The organism is bacterium, assembly GCA_040757115.1.
GTDB lineage: Bacteria > UBA9089 > CG2-30-40-21 > CG2-30-40-21 > SBAY01 > JBFLXS01.
This window is the reverse complement of sequence record JBFLYA010000002.1, coordinates 25,971-47,666: the sequence shown is the minus strand read 5'-3', so window position 1 is coordinate 47,666 and position 21,696 is coordinate 25,971. Positions and strand designations below refer to the sequence as shown.

Here is a 21,696-nt window from a genome sequence, read left to right as displayed (position 1 = left end):
TTCCTGAAACCCTATAAAACCTTAACCTGACATATACTTTCAGGTGGCCATCTTTCTTTCCATCCTGTCCAAAATTCTTGTGTGTTCAAGAAGCATTTGAACTATATCTCTTTGTGTTTCTTCAATTTTCACCGCACCTTCTTCAATCTTCTCCGATGCTTGCATCATCTCTTTCTGGAGTTTACTATTAGCTCTCCAGATATAAGTAAAAATTAACCCTAACATTCCTAATATTAACCCTAATACCTCCATTTTAATCTACCTCTTCATTTAATATTTTTGATACTGTTTCTACATCTTTATCTCCCCGACCAGAGAGATTAATTACAATAATCTCATCCTTATTTAGTCTTTGGGCTAATTTTTTTGCATAGGCAATGGCGTGAGCAGATTCTAATGCTGGAATTATTCCTTCTGTTTGGGCTAAAATCTGGAATGACTCCAGTGCCTCATCATCTGTCACTCCAACATATTCTGCTCTACCAGTCTCTTTGTAGTAGCTATGTTCTGGTCCTACCCCTGGATAATCTAATCCTGCAGAGACAGAGTGAGTTGGAGTAATCTGACCATTTTTATCCTGAAGCACATAAGAGAGGCTACCATGTAAAACCCCAGGGCTACCTGCTTGCAATGATGCGGCATGAAATTCTGTATTAAGTCCTTTACCGGCGGCTTCAATGCCTATAAATTTCACCTTTTTATCTTTAAAAAATGGGTAAAATAGACCTATCGAATTACTTCCACCACCAACGCAGGCTAATAGATAATCTGGCAGACGACCTTCTAATTTAAGGATTTGTTCTCTGGTTTCCTGACCAATTATTGCTTGAAAATCCCGCACCATCATTGGGTATGGATGCGGTCCAACGACCGAGCCTATGACATAATGGGTTGTTCTAACATTTGTGACCCAATCACGGATAGCCTCATTGATGGCATCTTTTAAAGTTTTACTTCCTGATTCTACTGGATGAACTTTAGCCCCTAAGAGTTTCATCCGAAAGACATTTAACGCCTGGCGGTGGACATCCTCGGTCCCCATATAAACTTCACATTGTAATCCAAACATAGCGGCTGCCGTTGCTGTGGCTACACCATGTTGTCCTGCCCCAGTTTCCGCAATGACGCGTGGCTTCCCCATATATTTAGCCAGAAGCACCTGTCCTAAGGTATTATTTATCTTATGAGCGCCAGTGTGACATAAATCCTCTCGCTTTAAATAAATTTTTGCAGAGTTAAGTTTTTCTGTTAGCCTTTGAGCAAAATATAATGGTGTTGGTCTGCCTGCATAAACCTTCAGGTAGTAGTCAAGTTGAGTCTGGAATTCAGTGTCATTTTTAGTCTTAAGATAATTTGACTCTAATTCTTCTAATGCAGACATCAAGGTTTCAGGAACAAACTTTCCCCCGAAAAAATTATCCTTAGCTTTGAAATGTCCATATTTGTCTGGTAACATTACTTTATTCCTCTTTTACCCGAATAAGTTCGGACTTCCGTATCCTTGTTACTTTTTCTTCCAAAACAGAAATCCACCTTTTTTCTCTCTTACTTCTTCCCCTTCCCATTCAAATAGTTTTTTTGCCTTATCAGCGATAATAATATCACTATCAGCATTTTGAACCTGTCTAATGAATTCGGTTAATTTTATTTTATTTTTCTTCCCTGGTGTATCTTTTTCCTCTACGCCCGTGCTTACATCAACGGCATAAGGACGAACGATGGATATAGCCCGATTGACATTTTCAGGAGTAAGTCCACCTGCCAGGATAATCGGTCCAAATTTAGTTGCCTCCTGGGCTAAACTCCATTCAAATGTTCTACCAGTTCCACCAGCACGCTCTTCTTCATAGCTATCCAGTAAATATCCCGAAACCTTATACCCGGGGATAACAGTGAGGTCATCACTACTTCTAATTCTAAATGCCTTGATTATCTTACGATTAAAAGAAGCACAATATTGAGGAGATTCTTCCCCATGAAGTTGTAATCTATCTAATTTACATAACTCGGCAATTTTGACAACTTCATTTTCTGGTCTATTCACAAATATACCCACCGTGATAACAAAAGATGGTATGTCATTTATAATACGCTGAGCCTCTTCAGGTGCAATTTTTCTTGGAGACTCCCCTACAAAAACAAATCCTAAAATATCTACGCCCGCATCAATACACATAAAGGCATCTGTTTTACTTGTTATCCCACATACTTTAATCCTGGTCATTTTAAAAGCCCTCCTTCTTATTTTGGTAATTGGTAACTGGTAATTGGTAACTGGTAATTGGTAATTAGTTACCACTTACTACACCTCTAGTCACTGATTACTATCTATTGTTCACTGTCCACTATTTCATACTATCTTTCTCTGTTTCAATTCACAGACTAATTCTTTGACTATATCTTTAACCTCACCCTGGAGGATTTTTCTATCTTTTCGAGGTGGCGGGGTAAATGTGCGAATTACTCGAGTGGGAGAACCCGTCAGCCCAACATCATCCGGGTTAACATCAAGTTCTTGTGCACCCCACTTAATAATTTCTTTCTTTTTAGAGGTTAATTTGCCTCGTAATGAAGGGAGTCTTGGTTCATTAATCTCTTTGACGACTGTGAGTAAAGCAGATAGTTGAGTTTCCACGACTTCATAGCCATCTTCTAATACTCGTTCAACGATAAGTGTGTGGTTTTTTATTTCTACTATCTTACGAACAAAGCATATCTGGGGAATATTTAACATCTGGGCTAATTCAGGACCTACCTGGGCAGTATCGCCATCTATTGCCTGTTTGCCACAGATTATCAGGTCAAATTCGCCTATTTTTTTAATTCCCATAGATAATGTATAAGAAGTGGCTAATGTATCTGCGCCCGCAAATGCCTTATCACTCAATAACACCGCCTCATCTACTCCAAGTGATATAGCCTCGCGCAAGGCTTCTTCTGCCTGTGGTGGTCCCATAGAAATAGCTACTACCTCTCCGGAATACTTTTCCTTTAGTTGCAAAGCCGTTTCTATCGCATTCATATCAAAGGGATTGATGATAGATTTTACCCCTTCGCGAATTAAAGTATGCGTGTTTGGGTCTATCCTTACCGCAGAGGTTTCAGGCACCTGTTTTATACAAACTATTATCTTCATTTTTAAATATTATAGATTACATTGTTATTTTTGTCAAGTGGAGATTTTTGATTAATAAGTATTCTTTTTCAAGAACATTATTCCAATCAAATTGGGGACTATATTTTTTTGCATTTGAGGAGAGATAGTCGTATTTATCTTTATCCGTAAGTAATGAACAGATAGATTCCACAAATGCCTCTTTGGTGAATTCAATCGCCTGACCACATTTATACTCATTAATAATCTCCTCAGTTTCCGTGTCTTTTGTTCCTATAACTGGTAGTCCAGCGGACATATATTCTACAACTTTAAGTGGGAAGGCATATTGCCGCAAAGGCACTGGTTGAAAAAAGGCTAAACCTATGTCTGCCTCCTTTAAAAATACTGGTAATTCTGCATATCCCTTTACGCCAACAAAGACAACATTTTCCTCAAGATTAAGTCTGGGACTAATTTCTTTTAATCCTTCACCATAGGTAGCCGGAAAGGAAGCGCCCACAATGAGAAGCCTGATATTTTGGATTTCCTTCTTAATCTCGGCTAAACTATGAATAACCAAATCTAATCCACTCCAATGTGTTACATTACCTGTATAGATTAATGTCGGAGGATGTAGAATTTTGTTTTGTGCTGGTTTAAATAAGGTGTGGTTAACTCCATTAGGGACAATATATACCTCTTTTTTCGTCTGTAATTTCCGCAATTGGTATAATTTTTTACTGACACAAATAATTAAATCTGTCTTATTTAAAAGATATTTATCTACCCATTTAGTGTAAAATGTGCGAAATTTTGTCAACACAGGCAAATAATCTATATTATCATAAACTATAAATTTAACCCTGCCTAATCTTTTCAATAAAAGACTAATTGTCCCTTCCCAGGGATTTTGATAAATACAGACATCAAATTTATCTTTAATCTTAAAAGGAATACTCACAATCAGGGATAAAACAAGAAAAATATCTTTTATAAAAGAAAAAAAACAGAAAACTTTTATAAAAGCGGATTTAATAGAAGACCGATTTGTTAAATTATAACCAGTAAAACTACCCACAAGTCCCAGGCTATAATTTAATAAAGGGTCTATCTCGATAAATCTGATATTTTTTTCTTGAAATGTAGTTATTTGTAAAAGGAAAAGGGCTTTAAGGGAATTGGTCGCATTTCTTTTGCGATAAACTACGGTTACCTCTTCAAATTTATGCGAGAGATATTCAATCAGGTGTTGAACTCTATCATTAGGTGCTTTTTTATAATCTATTTCCGTGATTATCAATGCTTTTTTCATAATTTATCCATTAAATTCAAGTAATCTTTAACGGGTAGATATAAAAACGCCTCGCTATAACTCCTGCCTCGTAAATTGGTCACCGAGCGATATTTATTCAAGGCTAAAATCGTGCTAAGATAATCTACCTGTCTAATTTGAGTCTGGTAGGATTTTAGTGCCTCCTGTTTTTTGGGAATGACATCTCCAATATCGACTACAATATTGGGGATTAAAGGAGTCCAGCATTCATAAGCACAGATATTGAAGTCCAATTGAATCTCTTTAGATAGGTCTAAAAATATCCTGTTTAACTCAAAGTGGTCAATATGGTTATCCAGAAACCAGGGTAAATAGACTAAATTTGGTTTTATCTGGTTAAATATCTCAGATAATCTATTAATTAAGGGTTTGGTTGATTTTAATCTTGTTTCCGGCTCATCTAAAAATATCAAATTTTCAATCACTAAAGTCTTTGTGGCATTCATTGCCTCTTGTTTTCTTGTCTTTTCCAATAACTCTTTATCCTCAAAGGATGGGTCTCCTTCTCGACCATCAGTAAAATAGATAATCGCTACTTTATCCTGAGCAAGAATATGTTTATGCAAAGTTCCCCCACAGCCAATGACATCATCATCAAAGTGCGGAGATAAAACTATGATATTATTCCCTTCAGGTTTATCAACCACTTCGGGACAAAATATCAGATTTTTGGGTCTTAAAAATGTTTTCAGGTAATTTTTTATTTGCCGAGAAAGTATTCTATTTAACATCTTGTAACTGTTTACCGCATCTGCGGTGAATTATTACCACCTGAACGATTACCGTACTCCAGAGAAGACGGTTAACTATCCCTCTATAACTACCACTCAAAGCTTTGGATGACGATTATGCCTCTTCCTTCTGCCTCTTTTATAAACCCCGGGGTAGCAAAATGGGCAATTAACAACTTCTCTATCCTTTTCCCTTGATATTCCTTACTTACTACCTCTGCTTTTTCTTTTAAGTCCTTAAATATACCTTCTTTGTCTTTCTTCCGTGTCTCATCCAGTCTTAGTTGTGTCTCGCCTACGAGCACTACCTCCTCCCCATTTATTTCAGCTTTACCGAATATGTTTATCTCTTTCTTCCCAAGTTTTGTCCTGATAAGCTTTTCTTTTAGCTGAATGCCATATTTTTCCTTCAATACGCCAGGAATCATTCGAAATGCTTCATTTTCTAAGGCGTAGCTCATACTTTTACCTAATCCACTTAAGTTTATTCTGGTATCCTTAATATCATCCTTAAGTTCTTTTCTGGTAATCTTTACTTCTGATGCCAGTAATCTAAGTTCCTCCTCTGTCCTTTTCTGTGCCTCTGCAAGCTCTTCAACCCTTACTTCTGTCTTTTTCTGTGCAAGTGCAAGTTCCTTTACAATATCCTTAAGTTCAGAGAAGTCATCCCTTTTAATAAAGGTTTCTCCTAAGATGGTATAGAGAGAACCCTTGAATTGTTCATCCCTTTTTAACAAGGTAGGTAAGACTCTAAGAATATGTTCCTCTTCTGTTTTTAGTAATGAAACAGCCATACTTTTCCTCCTTTTATTAATTGTCCATTAGAGTTCTGCAAAATTAGGAAACTGTAGTTTTTAAGCAGGTATTTAAAACCTTTATTTTTATCAATTTCCTCCAAAGAGCAAAATGCAAAACTCGTTTATAGTTTATGGTTTATAGTTTATAGTCTATAGTCCTTCAACTATCAACTATCTACTATCTGATAAGTATCAACTATAAACTATAAACTATCTTTGCCAAAGTTCAGTAAAATTATCTCTTTCCTTTCAGCGTTAAAATACTTGAAGTCCTTTTTGAAATTTGATTTGTAATTTTGCATTTTAATATTTAATTTTTGATTTTGTATTACACAACCTGCTGTGTTTGAAGTGGTTTCGCACTAAGTCAGTACCATTCATTTGTACTCTCTGACCACGCTAAACAGGTACGGGATTGGTAAGCGTTCAGCCACAGAGGTATAGAGTTCACAGAGAATTAGGAAAATTAGCCACAAATATAGCACTTATTAATCGAAATTTGACATAGATATGGCTCTGAAATTCCAAATCACAAATTCCAAATTCCATTTAGTGAATTAGTGAATTAAGCGAATTAGCGAATTAGTAAAATCTAATCTCTAATTCACTAATCTCTAATTCGCTTTTTGGTATGTGGAATTTGGTGCTTATTTGGGATTTGGTGCTTGGGATTTGGGATTTTTTATTTATCCACCCTGAGTAAAATTTTGACTAATAACTGCTATAGACACGAATTAACCTGTGACATTCGATAAGTGTAGTGGGAACCTTTAGGTTCGCTTTCCTGCTTTTTATTATTCGTATTCATTCGTGGTTATATATTCTCTCTGTGTTCTCTGTGGCTCTGTGGCTATATCCCTAAACGGTTACCGGGATTGCAATCCCCCAGTTCCCCTTTATACTGTCTGTCATAGAAGCTTATTTGGTTATTCTACACTTCTACACTATTGATTGTTTCACTCCCCATTTCTCATCACTCTACTACTTATAGATATTTCTAACGGGGTTTGCCCATTATGGGAATATTTTACCAAAATCTTTCCCTATTGTCAACAAAGAATTTTAACTGATTACCAAAAAGATCAAAAGAGTTAGGCTCAAAAATAACTTTGATGGTAACTATAGCGGTTATTAACTGAAAGTTTACATAGGATAATACCCATAAATAAGGCATGAGAATAATCGTTCCGTTAGGAACATAATATCGGTAGCAATAGATAGACAAATCAATCAGTTCCGTAGGAACGATATATTGGTAGAAAATTTATGGAAAGCCATTTACCGATATAGCAGTTATTAGTCAAAATTTTACTCAGGGTGGATAAGTAAAAAATCCCAAATCCCAAGCACCAAATCCCAAATAAGCACCAAATTCCACATACCAAAAAGCGAATTAGAGATTAGTGAATTAGAGATTAGATTTTACTAATTCGCTAATTCGCTTAATTCACTAATTCACTAAATGGAATTTGGAATTTGTGATTTGGAATTTCATAGCCATATCTGGTCAAATTTCGATTAATAAGTGCTATATATTGTCCCTATGGGACATTAAATGAAGGATGAGGTAGAATTTTCACATTCTATTTTTCCCCATTTTATCATAAGAAATGGGGGAAGGCAAGCCAAATGGACATAATTGTCTAAAAATATAGAGAGTTATAGCACTAATTTGACATAGTGTAGCAATGGTTTACGCATAACTTGTTAATTCACTACGAGTAGTCACGAGTATTTAATTCTAAGTAAAGTTTTGAATAATAACTGCTATAACCACAAAGTACACAAAGAATACACAAAGAAATAAAGGGAAAAATTTATTCTCTCAAAAATCTTTGACTCTTTTGTGAAACTCTTTGTGATCTTTGTGGTTAAAAAAATTGTAATCGTTCAGGCAAGAGGAATAATATTGAATATCGAATGTAGAATACTGAATGTAGAATGATGAAGTTTCTGGATTTTTCTGTTTAGCCGTTTTTATACTTTGAACATTCTACATTCGATATTCTACATTCTACATTCAATATTTTGTAAGTGTTCCGAAATCTCAATCAATATTAGTAACTCAAAACCTGAACGGTTACAAAAAATTGTAGTTATTGTCAGACACTACCGAAAATTACAAGACATTAAATTCCATTTCGTGTTCTTCGTGCTCTTCGTGGTGAATAGTTACCCTCCTTTTTAATTTACGGTAGAGTAGTAATAGTAAGGTCACCTGACCCTACTACTACACCCAGGACGCCTCTACGAGGCTGAATGAGGAGGGGAAAATATAAAGGGCAACCCTTCACATTTTCCCCCTCCTCACCTGTTTTCTCCCTGAAAAGGGAAAAATTACTTGACTCCTGCGGATGTAAGGTCTCCTTTAGTTTCAGCCGGCATCCATGGTACGGGTGCTGTGAATGTCCAGGTTGAGCTACCTGCAGCGCTACTGTCAAACCAACGCCAATAACCTGTTCCACTAAGTGTATTTGGATTAAGAGTTGCCTGGTGCATTACAGCATAAGCATTGCCTGCCTGGAGTAATTCAACACTGACTGATATAGACGAACCATCTACAGGAAGAAGGGCTGTCCCTTCACAGGGACCGGCAGGCCCTTTTCCATGCAAAGACCATATCTGATTTCCTAAATAACTTCCCTCATAGTTAGCCGTCACCTTTATATACCAGCCGTTTATGTTCCAGCAGAGATCGTTAATTGCCCACGCAGACATAGGTGTAGCTATCACCGAAAGAACAAACGCTGTTACTAACAACTTTCTTATTTTTTTCATTTTTTTCACCCCCTTTCGTTTATAATTTTTCTTGTAGCCTTTCCTATTTATGCTTTTTTAAATCACAAACACAGATATCTCGACCTTCGCTACATATTTTTCAAAAAACCATAGTATGCGTCTCTGTGGCATCTTGCGGTGAACGGTTATGATTTTTCATTAACCAACTCATTAAATATTTTAAGATATTCTTGTAGGAATTTTTGTTGACCGAATTGTGATTCGACCTTTTTCCTGCCAGCCATACCCATTTTAGTTGCCTTATCTTTATCCGTCAAGGTTTGCAATATCTTTTCACTCAATTCTTGTGTATCACCAGGGGTAAATAAAAGCCCGGTTTCTTCTTCAATGATTAATTCTGGAATGCCACCGATTCTGCTTCCGATGATGGGTCTTGCCGCTGCCATCGCCTCATAGATAATCAATGGGCTATTTTCAAGGACAATAGAGGGTAACACAACAACATTAGTTTTAGAATAAAACTTTAGCGTCTCATCATCAGGCATACGACCATAAAAGGTAACATTATTCTGGAGATTTAGCCTTTGGCATTCATTTTTCAATTCTTCTTTTATCGGACCATCGCCGACTATATCTAATCTTGCCCTAGGGATAATCTTGCTGACCCGGCAAAATGCCTTTAATAGTATGTCCACTCCTTTACTGCGATATAGGTCGCCGATAAAAAGCACTCTGTATTGTTGGCCAGCCGGAGAAATCCCCTCGTATTTTGAATAATCTATGCCAAAAGGGATAAATAACGCCTCTAATCCATAATCCTTCAGGGCATTCTTCATAAACATAGAGGGAGCAATAAATAAAGTTACGACCTTCTTTAATAGATACTTATTAATTTTCTTCAGTATAAATTGGCGGATGAAATCTCTTAAAGAAATACATCCTTCAAGATAACACAAAATTCCAAACCCTTGATAATGAGAACAAATCTCTTTTTTTACCTTCTTCACGCCGGTGCCAATGGGGCAGATAAATCTATAATCGTGCACTGTCTGGATAATAGGGACCTTATTTCGACACGCCAGGAGGATGGTGTTGGTAAAAATGTAATTATGATGAATGTGGATAATATCCGGCTTTATCTTATTTATCCATTTTCTTAAACTGATAAATAGATTAAGGTATTTATGGATATATCGAATAAATTTTATTCCACCAGGGGGATGATAACAATAATAGGTCTCTTTATCCTCTTCTTGACTGGCATAAGTAAAGACAAATGTCTTCACCCCTTCTTTTTCTAACAACTCAGATAGTTTTTTTCGATATATATTGGCTCCACCACCAATACTACAATTATCATGTATGACCAGAACCTTCATCATAATTATTATAATTCACAATTCCAGCTATGTCAACAAAAAATAGTTGCATTTTCTTCTAAATTATGCTATCCTATAAAGGAAAAAGTTTATGAAGGTAATTATATGTTAACTACTCGCTTTGATAAAACTAAGATTTTTATAATAATTATTTTAATGATAGGATTTTTTTTACGAATTTACCACCTGGGAAGTCAAAGTCTATGGCTTGATGAAGTAGTCCAAATAAATATCTCAGAAAAACCTGCGGCTACAATAATTGAAAATATTAAAGCAAGTGCTGATAATCTTCCTCCTTTCTTTCATATTTTACTTCACTACTGGTTGTATTTTGGTAAAAGTGAATTTGCTATGAGATTACTACCATCTATATTGGGAACAGCAAGTATTTATCTGTTCTTTCTATTAGGAAGATTGCTATTTAATAAAGAAATTGGGTTAATTAGTGCCTTACTTATATCTATCTCTTCCTTTCATATTTGGTATTCCCAGGAAGTCAGGATGTATTCTTTAGTCATATTATTATCAATAACTTCAGTAATATTTTTCTTAAAATCTATTAGAGAAAATTATTATCTTGCCTGGTCAGGATATGTGTTAACAACTACCTTAGGGCTTTATACCCATCCATATATAATCTTTCTCATAATTTTTGAAAATTCATTTATGGTTTTAATGTGGAAAAAATATCAATGTGTCTTCAAGAAATTGGTACTATCTCAAGTCGTAATTGGTTTATTTTATTTACCGTGGATGTTTATCTATATAAACCTGATAAACAATTCGGCAGGGTTTGCCCAAAATATAGGTATTATGGTATTTCCATATACTTTTTTTGCTTTTAGTGTGGGATTTTCAGTAGGTCCATCGATAGCTGAATTACATCTGTATCATTCTATCTCTTTGTGTTTACCATATTTGTTTGAACTTATTCCTGTGACAATTATATTTGGAGTAATCTTTATCGTAGGTCTTCAAGCATTAGTAAAGGATAAAGAAAAAGCAATTTTTTTACTCCTACATCTGGGAATACCAATGTTAGGGTCGTTTTTAATCGTTCAACACACTAATATTACCTATAATGTAAGATATGTCTGTATGTCTTTACCTGCATATTATCTTATTTTAGCTAGTGGAATATCTCATGTTAAAAGGAAGGGATATCGGGCTTGCTTTATATTATTGCTCATTTTATGTAGTTCGTTCTCATTAAATAATTATTATTTTAATGAAAAATATGCGAAGGAAGATTATCGAGAGGTAACTAAATATATTGGGACAAATGCTATTTTAAATGATGTAATTTTAATCACTGCTCCTTCCCTGCTGGTGCCATTTAACTACTATTATTCAGGATGGTTACAGAGATATTCATTTATGGCCAATCAAATATTCATCAATTCTAAAATTTCTAACAAAGCTAAACAGGAACTTCAGAAATATAGGAGAGTATGGTTAATATTAGGGCGTTTATGGGAAAGTGACCCTGAAAATTTGACTAAAAGTTATTTTGACAAAAACTATCGGAGAATTGATAGTAAAAAGTTTTCAGGGCTTGAGGTAATTTGTTATGAAAAAAATATTGACCTGGAATGATTTATCATACTTTAAAGAGGTAAAGTTATGGTAGAAAAAGGGAAAGAAAAATTTGATGGAATCGAATGGCTAAAGAGAAAAGGAGTTTATGTAGGTTGGAAAGATTGGAAAGAGAGAAAAATAGACTTAACGGCAGTTAAAAATATGGTTGTCCTGAATGCTGGATGCGGTTCTGGAACAGAAAGCTATCATTTTCACCCATTTGTTAAAAAAATCTATACCATAGACATAAATGAAAAAGATATTAGAGAAGGAAAAGAAAAATACAAAGCTGAGAATCTCTTTTTTGAAGTAGGAGATATCGAACAGATGCCATTTAAAGATTCTACCTTTGATATCATATACACCCGTTGGGTTGTCGAACATCTCAAGTCCCCCCGTAGATTTATTGATGAATCTTATAGAATATTAAAAGAGGGAGGTATTTTGATGATATGTACTTCAAATATAAAGAGTAGTTTGGGATTCTCAATGATAATTCCTCATTCGCTGAAACTAAAAATTTTAAAGATATTACATAAATGTGATGATGTTGAACATTATAAATGTTATTATCGAGCAAATTCAATACACAAATTAGATAAGTTATGTAAAGATAAATTTAAAAGAATATATTTAGAGCGATTTGATGGGGAAATAACATATTGCAGAAATTTTAAAATTTTAACTTATTTGTGGTTTCTAAAACATAAACTGACAAACAATAAATTATTAAATTGGACCCATGCGCATTTTTTTGTGGAATATGAGAAAACATAGAGACTTTTTATCTTATTACTAAGTATCCAACTCGAAAATTTCTGATGGCGTAAAGTAATCTGTTATCAAAAAATAATTAATGAAAGGATTTTTATTCTCTGAGATTAAATGGGAGAGATAGTATAATGAGAGATAATTTCAATAAAAAGGGGTTAATACCAAAAATTCTTATGATATTGGGTATAATTTTATTAATTTTATCAACAGTCTTATTCTTTTTCAAAGAAGATATGTTTTTATATTTCAAAACAATAATTATCCACTTTGTAAAGGGATTTGACCCAAGTGCAGAAAGGGAAATATATCCTATCCTCATTTTTTTAATCTTTCAAATGATATCCTTAGGAGTTATATGCCTGTATCTTGGAGTTCTCTTAAGAAAATTTACCTTTAAAAATCTCTTTGAAATCCAACTTCCAGAGGATAAAAAGTTTTTAGAGATAGGTAGGGAAAGATTTTTTAAAAAGTACTTAAAGTGGTTTTATCCACTATTCTTATCAGTAGTTGTAATCATTATAGCTATTTTTTTACCAGTTGGATTAGAAAAAGATGACCCTTACATTATATTTCGGTATGTGAATAATATCCTTTCAGGACAAGGCTGGGTATATAATTTAGGTGAACATATTAATGGTACCACATCCACTTTAAATACTATTCTCTATGTGATAGGTAGTTTCTTTTATAAAGATATTCCACTTGCTGCCAGAGTAATAAATACCATTTCACTATTTTTTGCATCATATTTTTTATTTTTAATATTCTACAATAAAAAGAGAATTTTAGGAGGAATAATTAGCTCTGTTTTCATCACAATAAATCCATATCTAATTCAATCTTATGGATTAGAATCAATGCTTTATTTAATGTTAATGATACTTTCATTATATTTTTATGAGAAAAATAAATTAATGCCAATGGGTATCTGTTTGGCTTTACTTTACTTAACACGAGGAGATGGTATTATTTTAGCCATAGTTTTATATGGTATATATTCAATAAATTCAAAGAAGATTCCTTTCAAATCATTAGTCTTATTTGGATTAATATTATTACCATTTTTACTCTTCCTTTATCTATATTTTGGTTCAATTACACCCAATACCCTATATGCAAAAATTTGTCAAGGTAAAGCAGGCTATTGGAAACTAAACTTCTGTGGAGGGATTTTTTATGAGATAGATTATTATTTAAGAAAGGATATTCTTGTTCTTCTTCTAACCGTTCCATTCTTTTTTGGAATATTACATCTTTATCAAAAAAGACTTCTGGATATCTCAATTTTTATGTGGATGATTTTATATTATACCGCATATTCTTTATTAAATGTTCCTCCTTACCATCAATATTATATACCTTTGTTTTTACCCACGGGTTATTTCCTTGGGCTGGGTTGTGAATGGTTAATCTTCAATCCATATCTCAGAACTAAATTACTTAGAATAATAACATTTTTTCTCATATTATTGATAGTAATCTTTCCACTTATTAAAATAGACTATAAAGAGTATAAAAGTTTACCTTCGGAATATTATCTCCAATATCGAGAAGTTGGATTATGGTTGAAGAGAAATACTCCTCAAAATGTCTCAGTGGCAGCTGTTGAAATAGGTATTGTTGGATATTATAGTCAACGAAGAATGGTTGATATCTGTGGATTAGTTATGCCTAGAGAGATAGCTTATCACCTCATGAAGCAGGATATGACCTATTGGTTTTATAAATATAAGCCTAACTATATAATATTTCATGATAAGGAATCTGTTCTCTTTAAAAAATTCGAAAAACCAATAACTAATTTAAAAACATTTAAAGATTCTTATGTTAAAATAAAAGAATTTGATTCTCCAGGAGATGGAAAGATATTTATTTATCAGAAGACATCATAAGTATTGGAGAAAATTTGAGAAAATAGTTTATGAGAATTAATATTTCCCCAGTTATCTATATTTTCATTGGGATTGGTTTGGGAACCATATCAGTAATTAACATACCACCTTCTTATGCTATTGGTATTCCTATCATAACATTGTTTTTTTTAATATTTTTTATAAATCCACGATTTGCTATTTTATCTCTAATTTTTGTAATGCCTCCTCTAAACAGTACTATTGAAATAACGCGGATATCTCTTGAAGGTTTAACTACTATAAATCTTGTGGGGGGACTTAACTTATTTATTTTAATAGGTGGAGTTTTTTATATTATAACGAATAAAATTAAAGTATTTAAACTACCAATTGGAAAGTCTTCTCTCATATTTTTAATTATTTGTCTAATTAGTGTATTTATTAGTTATGATATAATGACAGGGATAAAAAGATGGTTTACCATAACATCTCCATTTATAATATATGTTTTGATAACGGATCTTTTTAAAAATAGAAAGTATGTTGGTCGCTTGATTAATATTACTATACTTTCTATGATTATCTCGTGTATAGTCGGATATTATCAGTTTTTGACAAACATAAATATGTTTGATATGACCGGTAATTACCGGATTGCAGGTACCTTTAAACATCCAAATCTTTTTGGGTTTTATCTGACATTAGTCTTACCTATAACTATGACTTTATCTTTTTATTATCCTAAATTTAGTTTAGAAAAACTTGGATTTGGAATTTTCTCCTTAATGATGATTCTGGCTTTATTTTTAACATTCTCGAGAGGAAGTTGGATAGGTTTTGGGATAGTTATGTTAGTTATATCTACTTTGAAATATAGGAAGATATTGATAATTACATCTATATTGTTAATAGCTTTATCTTCCGTAATACTTTTACGATTTCAAGATATGAGTGCCTTTATGATACGTATTTTACTTTGGGAAAAGGGATTAAATCAGTTTCTTCATCATCCAATTTTAGGTATAGGATTGGGAAGTTTTGAGGTTGAGGCTATACAGGTAGTAGGTATGATTTCACATCCTCATAATGAATATATTAGATTTGCTACGGAAACAGGGATACTCGGATTAAGTGGTTTTTTATGGATGTTGATTAATTTAATAAGGGATACAGTTAATACTTATAGAAAAACTTTAGAGCCTTATTTCAAAACTGTTCTTCTCGCTATTGTTGCTATTTTAATTAGCTATTTAATAATGATTATGAACGAAAGTTTATATCAGTATGTTGGATTTATGATAAATTTTTATGCACTGGCTGCTATTCCGTATGTCATATCAAATCTCGAAACAGAGGAAAAAAATCATAGACTTCTGCAAAATTAAGCCAGAGGTTCACTCCATCATTTCGAGCGCAACGACAAATCTTTTAATCGCAATAAGTTATAGTTCCCTCATTTCGCTCGGAATAATATTTTCGTTGATTTTGGAGAATTATAGAGAAAAATCAAGTAAAGGGAGTATAATTCGAATGTTTTCTTTAGGTTGGATGCTTTCTTTATTTTTTATTATATTAATTCCTTCCACAGGTAATTATAAATCAGAGGCTACAAACAAATTTTTAAATTCTAATGATTTTAAATTTCTATGGTTTGAGGCAGAGGATACTATTGACCATTCGTTTTATTATAGTCTATCAGAACATGGGGTAGAACCAGGATTATTAGCGTCACCAGAGTCCAAAAAGAGACTGAAAAGTATAGTCAGTAATGGGTTTTATTTCAATATAAATACAGATGAAAATCCATGGCATAAGGATGGGCATTATCTAAAATATGAGGTAAATATCCTTGAGGAAAGAGATTATGTGCTATATGTCCGTGAACGAATTGTTTCCCAAACTTCTCCTATCAAATGGAGATTTGATGAAGGTAAATGGCATTCAATAAAAGATTTCAAAGAATTACCTAATTCACAGAGTCATGAAGAGGAACGAAAACTTGGAATAAGGTGGGTGAAGTATGGAAATATATTTTTATCCAGAGGTAGGCACATACTCCAATTGGTAATTGAAAAAAATCATACTTCAACATATTTTAAACAAATAGATGCATTTGTCTTAGCTAAAAATAACTTTACTCCAAATGGAATCCAAAAACCCCAAGGAACGATTGAGCAAATTGAGTTACCATCAACTATTACTTTAGCTCAAGATAAGATAATTAATGAAAGATTCCATGATTTTCAGAAAGGTGTAGTTTTTATTGTATCTGCGTTTGTTTGGCTTGGAAAAAGATACAAAGGACTCTCCAAGGAAATATTTATCCTAATGAAGGACTTGGGACTTACCTTTACAAGATTTTCTTTAGATACTCATTTTATGTATTCAGTTCCCAACATATTTACTTCTATTCATAAAGATAAAATAAAGAATTGGTTCTGGAAAAATTACAAGGTAAATATCCAAAATCAAGAAGATTTGGAAGACTTCATTAATTCACTGAACCAAAAGGAGAAAGAAATTCTTATTAAGAAATTTTATAGATTTGTGAAAAAGGAGGATATTATTATTCGTGAGCCAATAGGTTATGATAAGGAATATATGCAGAGACTTGATGAAATCCTTGATTTTTATAATACTCATAACATCAAAGCAATACTTTGTTTAGCTAATGTTCCTCGTTGGTTATCATCTAATCCATTATCTCCTGAAGAGACAAAAAAAGAATATAATTACTCCAAACATTACTGGGAGTATGCTCCAAAGGATCTTGTATCTTATACCAATTTATGGAAAATAATCATAGAGTATTTTACTCATAAATTTCCTAATGTTGTTCAGTATTGGGAAGTTCTAAATGAACCAGAGATTCCTGTGGGATTCTTTATAGAGAGTAAACATTCCATACATTCTGATTCTTATCAACGAGAGAAACTTGAGATTTATCTTAAGATGTATAATTCTGCTGTAGAATCTGCTTTAAGGATTATGTCTCCTATAAAGATTGGTGGTCCGGCATCTATAAAAGTAGGCGAAGATAAATATAAAATGCTTAAATATGTCGAAATGTTAATCAAACACTGTGCCAAGAATAACAAAAAATTGGATTTTATCTCATGGCATAAGTATAGTTATGAACCTATCGCGTATAAAAATGATATTCAAATGGTAAGACAAATGTTATCTCATTATGGATTGGCAAATGTAGAACTAATTATTGACGAATGGGCTTTATCCTTAGTTCCATACATAAATATCACAGATGGAGTTACAAAAAACGAAGAGATGATACTTCAAATTGCAGATAATAATGTCAATGCCGCTTATGCGGCTGCTGTCTTACAGACAATGATTGATAATGAATTAGATCACTCAGTTTATCATTGTCTTATAGAATCAGGAACTCGTGAAATTGGGGATTTTTATCCTGTTTGGGGGTTGTTGGTAGAATCTCATGAGCCTAAAAATCCAACTCTCCCCCCTCGTTATATTAAGAAAGCTATCTATTACACCTTTAAAATGTTTAATATGTTGGATAACAACCGGATATCTGTGGATATAGATAACGCTCTAAATATGGGAGCAATTGCTACTAAATCAGATAATGGGAAACAGATAAGTCTTCTTATTTGGAACTATGATATAACGGAAAGAAAGATAAATAGAAAGGTAAAAATAAAACTATCCGGGGATAAAAAGATAAAATACGACCGCTATCTCATTGATAGTCAGCATACGCTATTTGGGGCAAAAGAATTAGCCCGGGTTGAAAATGATGTCCTCTGTAATGATATGATAGACCTTGACCTGGAAACAAATAGTGTTACCCTCATTAGAATCAATATAGGAGGCTAAGATGAAGATTGGTATAGATGCTCATACAATTGGTCATAAAGTAACCGGCAATGAGACATACATCTCAAATATTATCAAAGCATTGGCAAAGATTGATAAAGAAAATTCTTATAAACTCTATTATACTAATCCAGAGATAGTAAAAAATGGGTTTATTAATCAACCGAACTTTCAAGAGATATTAATTAAACCACATTCCCCTTTGATACGAATACCTTTTAGTTTTCCATTAGAAATTCTAAAAAGACCGATTGACCTCTTCCATGTGCAGTATATTGCCCCACCTTTGTGTCCGTGTCCGATAATTGTTACCATTCACGACTTATCATTTATACATTATCCTCAATATTTTACTAAACGGGAACAACTTCGGATGTCTATGTTAATTCCAATTACCGCTCGTCAGGCAACAAAGATATTAGCGGTATCTGAATATTCTAAAAAAGATATTATCAATTCTTACCGCATCCCGGAGGATAAAATAGTCGTTACCTATGATGGCGTTAATGAAAGTTTTCATCCTATTGATAATAAAGAATTATTAGATGAGATTATGGCAAAATATGGTATAATTAATAAATTTATCCTCTATGTGGGCAATATCCACCCCAGAAAGAATTTAGGTCGTCTGATTGAGGCTTACTGCTTACTAAAGAAAAACCATAATATCAAGCATAAATTAGTTATTGTTGGGAAGAAGGCGTGGTTATATGCGGATGTGTTTAAAAGAGTTAGAGAAATGGGATTGGAAAATGAGATTGTCTTTACCGAATATGTTCCTCAAGAAGATTTGCCTTTATTATATAATGCCGCGGAGGTTTTTGTTTATCCATCTATATTTGAAGGATTTGGAATTCCACCTTTAGAATCTATGGCTTGTGGAACTCCAGTCATAACCTCAAATACCTCATCTTTTCCTGAAGTAGTAGGAGATGCAGGCGTAACGGTATCTCCCCATAGTGTTGATGATATCGCCAAAGCAATTTATGATGTCCTGTCTAATCCCCAGATACAAAAAAGGTTGTCAGAGAAAGGGATTGAACGGGCAAAATTATTTACCTGGGAAAATACGGCAAAACGAACTCTCTCAGTTTATAAAGAATGTCTCTCAAAGGAATAGTTACCATTATTTTTTTGTATTAAAAAGTGTCAAAGTCATTAAAAATATCAGGATGATTAAAGTTAAAATGGAAAAAAAACATCCAATTCTAAAGGATAAAGGCGAATATCGAAATTCTACCAGATGTTTCCCTGCAGTAAGATATACTGCCCGAAGGATATAATTTGCACAAAATAGCCTTTCTTCCCTCCCATCTACAAATACCTGCCAGCCTGGATAATAGGCATCAGATAACACAAGAAAGCCACTTTTGTTAAGTGTTGCTTTGATAACTACTCTCTCCGGTTGATAATCGAGGATTTGGCATTTTGGACTTTGCCCTGAACTTGATTTAAGGTTGGATTTTGGATTTTGGATTTTTTTATATTCTTCTTCAAGAATAACCGTTTCCCTTGGGTCAAAGTCTGGATGGCGTAATTCTTTAAATATTTTCTCTTTTGTTTTGAGGAGTTTGGCTTCTGAAACTATCCATACCCTTGGTAAAGCAGACAGGTCTTCGTAGATTTTTATTTCTTTGTCAAAGATAAGTTTTAGATTATCTGCTTTTATTTTTTTAGAGGTAAGGAGATATTTAGTATTCAGCAGGCAGAGTAGATTACGGTTAGCCGAATAATCCAATTCTTTTGCATTTTCCCAGCCACAACCTTCTGGAGCAACTAAATTTATAAATTCATCGTATCTTTTAGTAAACATTCCATCATAGCCTTCAGCCGTCTCAAATCCATAGATTATATTTATACTTACCGGCAATATGTGCTCAAAGCCTAATATTCTACTTTTTTCCTCATCTGTTATCTTATCGGCTAAAAATCTTAATGATGGTGTCGTCGTATATAATACATTTCTGTGGACAAAGGGATTATACCTCATCCCAAATCCAAAAATATCAAAGATGATTATTCCAAAAATAAGTATTTTAATATATAAATTTCTCACTCTATTAATACTTAAAAGGATTACTCCACTAATTATTAATAATAAAATTGGGCAAAGAAAATCTATATTTGATAAGGTGAAATGTTGAAGTAATGTTGCATTAATATAAAATCTGGCGACAAATTTGCCCAGATAAAGACTGATTATAATTATTAAGCCAAATAATAAAATAATACTTATCGAATATACCTTTATGAGTGTATTAAAGATATAATTACTTCCTAACCCGGCTAATACAGCTACCCCAAATGTGTAGAGGAAGATAAACCGGCTAATAATCAATTTATCACATCCAGGGATACCCACATAAAGTAAATAATATAAGGGCGTTCCAAGAGTGAGGAGTAAGGAAATTAAAGTAAAGGAAGAAAAATAGAGTGTATTTTTATTTCTTTTTAGAAATATAGATAAAAGTGCCAATATTAAAGGTAAAATGCCCATATAAGCACAATGCTCGTTATAATTATCCTCCATTCTACCTCTTTTGGGATGGAGTGGGGGGAGATTTAGTCCATATTTTTTAAATATCTCACGGAAATGTGGTCTGATAATGTTATAGTTATAATCCACAGGATTACCATAATAATTTGGCACTAAAAGGGTAATTAAATTCTGCCAGGGCAAGGGAGATAACATTCGATAATCCTTGACCGGCTCCCGATGCGAATTTCTTATCAATTCATAAGAAGGAACTAACTGGATAGCCGATAGACTAAATCCAATGATAAAAACAAGTCCGACAAAGGGTATAAATTTAAAGGCTCGAAGGGAAAAGATTCTAAATAATGAGTAAGGTATTATTGCCAGTAAGACAAATAGACTTATTTGTAAAAATGTGGATAGAAATTGCATCCCTAATGCCGTCCCGGCTAACATAACATAGAATATACTTCTTTTAATAATGGCTTTATCAATTAAAAAAAGTATTAATGGCAATAAGAACCCACTTAATATGCCCATTTCTAACCAGACAATAGCAAAACCAGAAAATTCATAAATTATACCACCAATCAATGCCCCAAACCGGGCTAAGTTAAGTGAGCCCCGGAGAAATATATACATAAATATCCCCGATAGTAACATCTGGCAAATGAGGATTAAACTCCATCCGGTTAATGGCTCAAAGAATAAGAAGAAGATATTAAGAGGTGAAAAAGATACCGAGTTGGTGCTAAAATGTGGATTACCACAAAAAATATATGGATTCCAGAGGGTAATTTTACCCTCCTTTAATCTTTCTACAGCTAATTTTCGTAAAGGGTAATGAAGGAAAACAGGGTCTGATAAAAGAGGATTTTGACTTTTATCCTGTGCCTGATAACAATAATACCATGGTGGGTAAGTATAGGTAGTAATATCTCCTCCCATAGGCAATAAGCCTAAGAAGAAAAATTTCCAGAAATAGACTACGGTTAATATGGTCAATATTCCAATGGCTAAATAATCCTTTATCTTCATTTCTTATCCCAAAGTATAGCAAATCAAGTAATTAATGTCAAATTTT

At 33.4% G+C, this 21,696-nt stretch carries 16 protein-coding genes; 6 read left to right on the top strand and 10 right to left on the bottom strand.

The window, feature by feature from the left end; all coding sequences use genetic code 11:
• Positions 1-39 precede the first annotated feature (39 nt).
• The 9 genes from AB1422_00170 to AB1422_00130 all read right to left on the bottom strand — a co-directional run bounded on the left by AB1422_00170 (position 40) and on the right by AB1422_00130 (position 10,079).
• Positions 40-252 (bottom strand): hypothetical protein, encoded by a 213-nt coding sequence (locus tag AB1422_00170; protein ID MEW6617766.1) that lies wholly within the window; start codon positions 250-252, stop codon positions 40-42.
• Position 253: 1 nt separating this feature from the next.
• A complete protein-coding gene (trpB, locus tag AB1422_00165; protein MEW6617765.1) occupies positions 254-1,456 on the bottom strand; it encodes a tryptophan synthase subunit beta in 1,203 nt (400 codons plus the stop codon).
• Positions 1,457-1,504: 48 nt separating this feature from the next.
• On the bottom strand, positions 1,505-2,224 hold the full coding sequence (locus tag AB1422_00160) for a phosphoribosylanthranilate isomerase (protein MEW6617764.1): 720 nt from the start codon (positions 2,222-2,224) through the stop codon (positions 1,505-1,507).
• Between the two features lie 126 nt (positions 2,225-2,350).
• On the bottom strand, positions 2,351-3,136 hold the full coding sequence (locus tag AB1422_00155) for an electron transfer flavoprotein subunit beta/FixA family protein (GenBank protein ID MEW6617763.1): 786 nt from the start codon (positions 3,134-3,136) through the stop codon (positions 2,351-2,353).
• Between the two features lie 16 nt (positions 3,137-3,152).
• The gene (locus AB1422_00150; GenBank protein ID MEW6617762.1) at positions 3,153-4,409 is read right to left on the bottom strand and encodes a glycosyltransferase family 4 protein; all 1,257 of its coding nucleotides are present in this window, start codon (positions 4,407-4,409) and stop codon (positions 3,153-3,155) included.
• Complete coding sequence (locus tag AB1422_00145; protein ID MEW6617761.1) at positions 4,406-5,161, bottom strand: PIG-L family deacetylase; 756 nt, start codon at positions 5,159-5,161, stop codon at positions 4,406-4,408. The genes AB1422_00150 and AB1422_00145 overlap by 4 nt, the downstream gene beginning before the upstream one ends.
• Before the next feature lie 89 nt (positions 5,162-5,250).
• On the bottom strand, positions 5,251-5,955 hold the full coding sequence (locus tag AB1422_00140; GenBank protein MEW6617760.1) for a hypothetical protein: 705 nt from the start codon (positions 5,953-5,955) through the stop codon (positions 5,251-5,253).
• Positions 5,956-8,295: 2,340 nt separating this feature from the next.
• Positions 8,296-8,736, bottom strand: coding sequence for a hypothetical protein (locus AB1422_00135; protein MEW6617759.1), 441 nt, complete (start codon positions 8,734-8,736; stop codon positions 8,296-8,298).
• Between the two features lie 146 nt (positions 8,737-8,882).
• Positions 8,883-10,079: a glycosyltransferase family 4 protein gene (locus AB1422_00130; protein ID MEW6617758.1), complete on the bottom strand. Its 1,197-nt coding sequence runs from the start codon at positions 10,077-10,079 to the stop codon at positions 8,883-8,885.
• Positions 10,080-10,232: 153 nt separating this feature from the next.
• On the opposite strand from AB1422_00130, the gene AB1422_00125 reads away from it, so the two are divergent.
• From AB1422_00125 to AB1422_00100, 6 genes are all read left to right on the top strand, one after another.
• Positions 10,233-11,672 (top strand): glycosyltransferase family 39 protein, encoded by a 1,440-nt coding sequence (locus AB1422_00125; GenBank protein ID MEW6617757.1) that lies wholly within the window; start codon positions 10,233-10,235, stop codon positions 11,670-11,672.
• A 27-nt stretch (positions 11,673-11,699) separates the two neighbouring features.
• Positions 11,700-12,431 carry a class I SAM-dependent methyltransferase gene (locus AB1422_00120; protein ID MEW6617756.1) on the top strand — a complete coding sequence of 244 codons (732 nt, stop codon included), beginning with the start codon at positions 11,700-11,702 and terminating at the stop codon, positions 12,429-12,431.
• A 125-nt stretch (positions 12,432-12,556) separates the two neighbouring features.
• On the top strand, positions 12,557-14,320 hold the full coding sequence (locus AB1422_00115; GenBank protein ID MEW6617755.1) for a hypothetical protein: 1,764 nt from the start codon (positions 12,557-12,559) through the stop codon (positions 14,318-14,320).
• Positions 14,321-14,349: 29 nt separating this feature from the next.
• On the top strand, positions 14,350-15,666 hold the full coding sequence (locus AB1422_00110; protein MEW6617754.1) for an O-antigen ligase family protein: 1,317 nt from the start codon (positions 14,350-14,352) through the stop codon (positions 15,664-15,666).
• Between the two features lie 145 nt (positions 15,667-15,811).
• Positions 15,812-18,136 carry a hypothetical protein gene (locus AB1422_00105; protein ID MEW6617753.1) on the top strand — a complete coding sequence of 775 codons (2,325 nt, stop codon included), beginning with the start codon at positions 15,812-15,814 and terminating at the stop codon, positions 18,134-18,136.
• A gap of 1 nt (position 18,137) precedes the next feature.
• Entirely contained in the window at positions 18,138-19,256 is a 1,119-nt protein-coding gene (locus AB1422_00100; protein MEW6617752.1) for a glycosyltransferase family 1 protein, read from the top strand.
• A gap of 6 nt (positions 19,257-19,262) precedes the next feature.
• On the opposite strand, the gene AB1422_00095 is transcribed toward AB1422_00100, so the two are convergent.
• Positions 19,263-21,650 (bottom strand): YfhO family protein, encoded by a 2,388-nt coding sequence (locus AB1422_00095; GenBank protein MEW6617751.1) that lies wholly within the window; start codon positions 21,648-21,650, stop codon positions 19,263-19,265.
• Positions 21,651-21,696: the final 46 nt, after the last annotated feature.